The sequence below is a fragment of the Pseudomonas sp. SDO5522_S412 genome (genome assembly GCF_054071215.1).
This window is the reverse complement of record NZ_JBSVWQ010000288.1, coordinates 1-6316: the sequence shown is the minus strand read 5'-3', so window position 1 is coordinate 6316 and position 6316 is coordinate 1. Positions and strand designations below refer to the sequence as shown.

The 6316-nt window shown below is 61.0% G+C and carries 7 protein-coding genes; 2 read left to right on the top strand and 5 right to left on the bottom strand.

Going from position 1 to position 6316, the window contains the following annotated elements; genetic code table 11:
* Positions 1-50: 50 nt before the first annotated feature.
* From ACW9I6_RS29710 to ACW9I6_RS29700, 3 genes are all read right to left on the bottom strand, one after another.
* A complete protein-coding gene (locus tag ACW9I6_RS29710; protein WP_003211449.1) occupies positions 51-1073 on the bottom strand; it encodes a transporter in 1023 nt (340 codons plus the stop codon).
* 100 nt (positions 1074-1173) lie between these two features.
* Positions 1174-2349, bottom strand: coding sequence for a GAF domain-containing sensor histidine kinase (locus ACW9I6_RS29705; protein WP_457340144.1), 1176 nt, complete (start codon positions 2347-2349; stop codon positions 1174-1176).
* Positions 2350-2534: 185 nt separating this feature from the next.
* A complete protein-coding gene (locus tag ACW9I6_RS29700; RefSeq protein WP_003211453.1) occupies positions 2535-2840 on the bottom strand; it encodes a PepSY domain-containing protein in 306 nt (101 codons plus the stop codon).
* A 140-nt stretch (positions 2841-2980) separates the two neighbouring features.
* On the opposite strand from ACW9I6_RS29700, the gene ACW9I6_RS29695 reads away from it, so the two are divergent.
* Positions 2981-3910, top strand: a complete 930-nt coding sequence (locus ACW9I6_RS29695) for a sterol desaturase family protein (RefSeq protein WP_457340143.1) — start codon at positions 2981-2983, stop codon at positions 3908-3910.
* On the opposite strand, the gene ACW9I6_RS29690 is transcribed toward ACW9I6_RS29695, so the two are convergent.
* Both ACW9I6_RS29690 and ACW9I6_RS29685 read right to left on the bottom strand, forming a co-directional pair.
* Entirely contained in the window at positions 3851-4528 is a 678-nt protein-coding gene (locus ACW9I6_RS29690) for a helix-turn-helix domain-containing protein (RefSeq protein ID WP_457340142.1), read from the bottom strand. The two genes, ACW9I6_RS29695 and ACW9I6_RS29690, sit on opposite strands and share 60 nt — an antisense overlap.
* Positions 4529-5656, bottom strand: coding sequence for a glycerophosphodiester phosphodiesterase (locus tag ACW9I6_RS29685; RefSeq protein ID WP_008432958.1), 1128 nt, complete (start codon positions 5654-5656; stop codon positions 4529-4531).
* A gap of 232 nt (positions 5657-5888) precedes the next feature.
* On the opposite strand from ACW9I6_RS29685, the gene ACW9I6_RS29680 reads away from it, so the two are divergent.
* On the top strand, positions 5889-6212 hold the full coding sequence (locus ACW9I6_RS29680) for a DUF2025 family protein (protein WP_008432956.1): 324 nt from the start codon (positions 5889-5891) through the stop codon (positions 6210-6212).
* Positions 6213-6316: the final 104 nt, after the last annotated feature.

Sequence of the window (6316 nt, the reverse complement as noted above, 5' to 3'; positions counted from 1 at the left end):
CCACCGCTATCGCAGGCAAGCCAGCTCCCACACTTGATCGCATTTCAAATTCAATAATCCTTGCGCTTGCGAAACGCCCAGCGTCCGGCAATCAGGGTGAATGTCGCCACCAGCGCCACCAGAATCCAGAAGCCTTCAGGGTCTGTAGAAAGCGGCACACCACCAACGTTCATGCCAAAAAAACCGGCAATGATGTTGATCGGCAACGCCAGCACCGTGACCACGGTCAGGGTGAACAACGTGCGGTTGCTCTGTTCGTTGAGGTTGGCGGCGATCTCTTCCTGCAGCAGCTTGATCCGCTCACCCAACGCCATCAGGTCGTTGATGATCAGCGCAAACTCCTCGGTGGATTTGCGCAGCTCTTTCACGTCTTCCTTCTGCAGCCACTGGGGCGGACGATTGAGCAGCCGCAGCAACGAGCCGGGCTCCAGCGCCAGCAGCCGTTGCAGGCGCACCAGCACCCGGCGCGCGGCACCCAGTTCGGCGCGGTTGGTGGACAGGCGTGACGACAGCAACTGGTCCTCGATCTGGTCGACGCTGAGGCTGGTCTTGCGCACGATCTGTGTCAGCACCTCGCCCTGGTCCCGCAGCAAATGCACCAACAGTTCCAGCGGCGAGCGAAAGTGTTCACCGGCCTTAACCGACGAGCGCAGCTTGTCCACCGAATGCAGCGGTTGCAGGCGCGCGCTGATCAACAGCCGACTGCGGGCGCACACCCATAAGGTGGAAATGTCTGAAGACACCATGCTGCTGAAGTTGAAGACCACGTCGTTGACCACCGCCAGCAAGGCCGAGTCCACGTGTTCGATGCGGGTGGAGCGTGAGCCTTCGTGCAAGGCTTCGAAGAATTCTTCCGGCAGGTTCAGGTGCGCCTGCATCCAGCGCTCACAGGCGGCGTGGGCCAGGTTCAAATGCAGCCACAGAAATTCGTCGGGGTCTCCGGGCTGCTGCAAGGCCGCAAGGGCAGTGGCTGAATCAATCTGTTCGCCCTTTTCACCGGGGCGGAAACGAAAGCCGTAGAGCAAGCCAAACAGGTCGGAGTCCTGGTGGCTGTGGTCGATGCTGTGGTTCATGGAGGCTCGCAGGGAAAGTGCCTGTAGGAAATTTCACAGGTTCACCTGAGCGCATCATGGCAACTGAATTTGACGCTTTTGTGACGGTTTGAGGTGGCCGTCAATCGCCCGCGGGCAAACTGAAGCTGAACACCGTGCCGTCCTGCTCGCTGGAAGACACTTCCAGCCGCCCGCCATGGGCGTCGGCAATCTGCTTGACGATGTACAACCCCAGGCCCAACCCGGCCTGGGGCAGGGCGCCCGTCGGTCGGGAGTAGGGCTGGAACAGCAGCGGCATGGCTTGCTCACTGATCAGCCCAAGGTTTTTCACCGTTAACTCAAACGTGCCGGCGTTGACCTGCGCACTGACTTCAACCGGTCCTTGCGGGTTGCCGTGGCTGATGGCGTTGGCCACCAGGTTGGAGAGCAATTGCGCGAGCCGCTCGCGGTCGCCTTTCACACCCTTGAGATTGCCGATGCTGGCGTGAATCAGCCGATTTGGATGGACGTGCTGCACCTCTTCCACCACATGCTGCAAAGTGTCTTCAAGCCCAGTGCATTCACTGATGTTCACCGGGATGCCGCTGCCCATTCGCCCGCGGGCAAAGTCCAGTACGTCTTCCACCAGTTGCGAGGCCCGGCGGCCGCTGGCCAGCATGTGCCGCACCAGGGTGTCGGTGGCCGGGTCCGGGTGTTTGCGCAGCAGCCGTTCGGCGCCGACGTTGATGGCGAACAGCGGGTTGCGCAGGTCGTGGCCGAGCACGGCGATGAATTGTTCGCGCAGTTCGGCGGTTTCGCGCTCCTGCTGCAGGTCGGCTTCGGTCTGCTGGAGGCTTTCTTCGGCTTCGATCTGCAGCGACAGCACCCGGGCAAACGACTCCATGGTCGACTGGATCGTGCTGCTGCGCAGTTGCGCCGGGTTCGGGTCCAGGGCACAGATGGTGCCGAAGAAACGCCCGTCGGTGCGGAACACCGGCACCGAGATGTAGCTTTCAAAGTGGTAGATACGCGGCGTGTGGTGGTCGCGGTACAGCGGGTCTTCGCTGGCTTTGTCGATCACGATCGAGACGTGGGAGTCGCGTATTTCGTGGCACAGGGTGGTGGTCAGGTCCAGCTCGCCACCCACGGGCAGGCCGAAGTCCAGTTGGTCGCGCACGGCGCAGGCGGTCCATGAATCATCGGTGACCCGGGCCACGGCCGCAAAACGCAAGCCGGTCATCTCGCTGACTACCTGGAGAATCGCCGGGACGGCGCTGATTCTGCCAATGGTGGCAATGTCGACGGCTTTTTGCCCCATGGCGAACGGTTCCGGTCCTGATGCTGCTGGCGTTGTGCCTTGGCTGATGGTTGGGATTCTAGCGAGCTTGGCGGCGTAAGGTACAAATTCGTTCACGCTAATTAGACTAATTGCTCTTCTGGGCGACGAGCGCGCATAAAAAAGCCGCGCGGCCCAAAGGCGGCGCGGCGTTTTTGCGGTTCAACTCAAGTGTCTTGCTTGTTTTCCAGGACTTCGCCGGTCTTGGCATCCAGCTTCACGTCCCACTTCACGTTGCTGGTGTCACGCAGTTCGGTCTCGTAGACCAGGCGGCCGGCTTTGTCTTCCAGTTCGGTGTCAACGATGGTGGCGCCTTTGTGCTGGGCCACGGCCTTGGCGTTGAGCTTTTCAAAATCCATCACGGCACCGGACTTGAGCAGGCTCGGAATCTGGTCCGGGCGAACATCGGCCTGGGCCAAACCGGCGGTAAGGGTCAAGGCGGCAGCGGCGAACAGAGCGGTCAGGTTTTTCATGGTGTGATCCTTTGGGGTGAGCTGTTTAAGTGGGATCAGGTTAACCAGCGCAACTTAACTCACCCTTAAAATTGCGCCGTTTGTTCAATCGGCGGCGAGTGCGGGGTTTCATGCTGGCGTCTCACTTACGGGAGGCACAGATGAAACAGTTAATGGCCTGGGTGTATGCGCCCTTGTTCTGGGCGGGGTTTATCGGGTGGGCGCTGTGGCTGGTGCAGAGGGATGCGCTGCAGTGGCTGGGGCTGGTATTTGTTCTGGCGGTGGCGGTGTCGTTTATCGCCGAGTGGTGGTTGCCCTATGAGCCGCAGTGGAATCGCAACCAGGGTGATCGTCGTCGCGACTTGATTCACGCGTTGGTCAATGAGGGCCTCAATGCGGCGGGCTTGTTGATCTTGCCGGTGCTGACCGCGCTGTTGGCCGTCGACGGTGTATGGCCGCGGGCGTGGCCGCTCTGGGCGCAATTGCTGCTGGCGATCTTCATTGCCGATGCGGGCATCACCCTGATGCATTACGCCAGCCACCGAGTCGCTGTCTTGTGGCGCCTGCATGCGGTGCACCACAGCGTGCAACGGCTGTATGGCTTCAATGGCTTGATGAAGCATCCGTTGCACCAGATGCTGGAAGCCACGGCCGGGTTGGCGCCGTTGATCCTGCTGGGCATTCCCACGGAGGTGGCGCTGCTGCTGGCCCTGGCGATTGCCGTGCAGCTGCTGTTGCAGCATTCCAATGTCGACATGCGCCTGGGGCCGCTGCGCTGGGTGTTCGCCTGGGCGCCGGTGCATCGTTTTCATCACATGAAATATGGCCGGGCTGGGGATGTGAATTTCGGCTTGTTTTTCAATCTGTGGGATTGGCTCTTGGGTACGGCGTTTTACAGCCATGACTATCGAATGGGGCAGGGCGACTTGGGGATTGGCAGCCGGCCGGATTTTCCGCGGGAGTATGTGGCGCAGTTGCGCGACCCGTTCAGGACGGTGCGCTTGAGCAAGGAGCCGCCGGTTCCCGCGGGTCTAGTCCAGGATTCGTACGTTCAGGTTGCGCAACGACGCCCCGGCCGTGACGCCAAATAGTTGCTTCATGGTCCGGGAAAAGTGCGCCGAATCGGCGAACCCGGCGCCATGTGCAGCCTCGGTCAGGGTGCTGCCGCCGAGCGCCAGTCCCAGCGCCACTCGCAAGCGCCGCCACAACACCAGGCGACGTACCGGCAAACCCAGTTGGTTGGCGAACAAACGTTCCAGCTGGCTTAACGAAACGTGCGCCGCCTGCGCCAGGGCTTGGGCCGAGACCTTGCCACTCAGTTGCTGATCCAGCGCCGACAGCGCGCGCTCCACCCTGGCATCTTCCAGTGCGCGTCTCGGCAATTGGCGCAGCGTGCGCTCGAGTGCTTCCAGGGACCGTTCACTGTCGGCCAGGGCGGCCTGCAAAGAGTCGAAGTCAAAGGCGCCGGGTTCGGCATACACCATCAACACCTCACCGTGGGAGTGGAGGATGGCGTGGGGCATTCTGGACGGGATAAACAGGCGATGGGCCGTGATGGCACGGCCATCGAGGCTGGCCGTGACCGGCCCGCCCGCGGAGAACATCAGCTGATGGGCATAGTGTGCATGGGACGCGGTGCGCCCCGGTATGCCCTGGATCAGCCCGTAGTCAGGCCCCAGCCACAGGCGACCTGACCATTCGGGGCTCACTCAGTAACCGTTGTCCTGCAGCAGGTCGGCCACACTCGAGGATGGCCAGCGCTTGTAGTACTTCAGCAGTTCGGCAGCGCGGTTGGTGAAGATGCCATCGACGCCGGCTTTCATGACCTTGTCGAAGTCCACCGGCTCATCCACGGTGTACACGTGCACCAGCAAGCCCTTGTCGTGGGTCAACTGGTTCATCTCGGGTTTGACCAGGTCGGAGTAGCTCTGGTCGCCCAGGTTGGTCAGTTGTGCCGAAGGGCCGGTACCGATGGCGCCCAGGCTCTTGGCCTCGTCGATCCATTTTTCGAACTCGGCGGCGTCCTTCGGCTCCTGCTTGGCGTAGTAGGCGGCTTTGCTCGGCTCGCCGGACTCGGCGAAGGGCACCTTGGATTTCGGTTCGATGCTGCCTTCACCTACCCACAACAGCAGGATTTTCGGGGTGTTGGGCATCTCTTTTTGCAGTTCTTTCAGGCTGTCTTTCTCAAAGGTTTGCAGCACCACGCGGCCCTTGCCCTGGCCGACGCCGATGTTTTTCTGGGCCTGGTTGGAGCCGGTGGAGCTCAACCAGCCTTTATCCAGCAGTTTGTTCTTCAGGTCGGCCTCGATGCCCGGGAATTGCTTCGGCTCCTTGGTTTCGATGTACAGGCCGGGTTTGTGCTGCGGGTTGCCTTCGGCGATCTTGATGATTTCGTCCAGGCTGAGGATTTTCAAACCGACGAAGCCCGGGCGGGCACGGTCCGGGTAGGCGGCGTTGAACCAGCTGCCGGCGTCCAGGGTTTTAAGCTCGGCCCAGGTGAATTCGTTGGCCGGGCTGTCCTTGCGCTCCGGGAACTTGGTGGCGACGTCGGTGGTGCGTTGCAGGTTGTTGTCATGCAGGGCGAATAGCACGCCGTCCTTGCTGCGTTGCAGGTCCATTTCCAGGTAGTCGGCCCCCAGGTCGCGCGCGACTTTGTAGGCGGCGGCGGTGGATTCCGGTGCATCGAAGGAGGCGCCACGGTGGGCAATCACGGCGGGGTGCGGAATGCCTTCGTTGGTGGCCAATTCGGTAGGGCTGATCGGGCTTGCCGCCTGTGCGTGGCCAAGGCCCAGCATCAGGGCCAGCAGCAGGGCACTCTTGGTAAACGTGACAGGCATATGCGAAGTCCTTTCGTGGAGGTAACTTTGAGAAGGGCTCCTTTTTAACAATTGCTTGCGAATGGCGCTATCACCAAACCGACATTAACGTGTTCACCGGCCATTTTTCTGCACTTTTGTGCGGTGCGATGCAGTACTCTTGCCTTGAATTGCCCCATCAGAGGGCAGATTTTCCTGCCACGCGTGTAAACCATCTTTCCAGTCCAAGTAGGACTTTTCAGTGAGGTTTACCATGCGCATCACCTCCGAGCTTATCTGCCAGGCCGCCGACCAACTCCAGGGTTTTGTCGGCCTGAACCGCAAGACTGGCCAGTACATCGTCCGTTTCAGCGAAGACTCCTTCGGCATGGACGTGGCCGATGACGGCATCATCCCAACCGCCGAGTTTGTCTGGCTGCCGGTCGACGGGCAGGCCATGACCTTGTCCCGCGAGCGGATCCAGTTGTTGCTGGACCAGAACATCGACGATCGCATCAACATCACGGAACCGCTGCGGGTGTACATGCGTCGGGTGGAGATTCCACAGATCAGTGCGGTGCGCAGTCTGGTCAGTTGAGTGCCGCATAGCCCTGCGGCTGGAGCGCTTTTTGTGGCTTGGGAGCTTGCTGTGGCGAGGGAGCTTGCTCCCGCTGGAGTGCGCAGCGCTCCCAAGATTTTGGG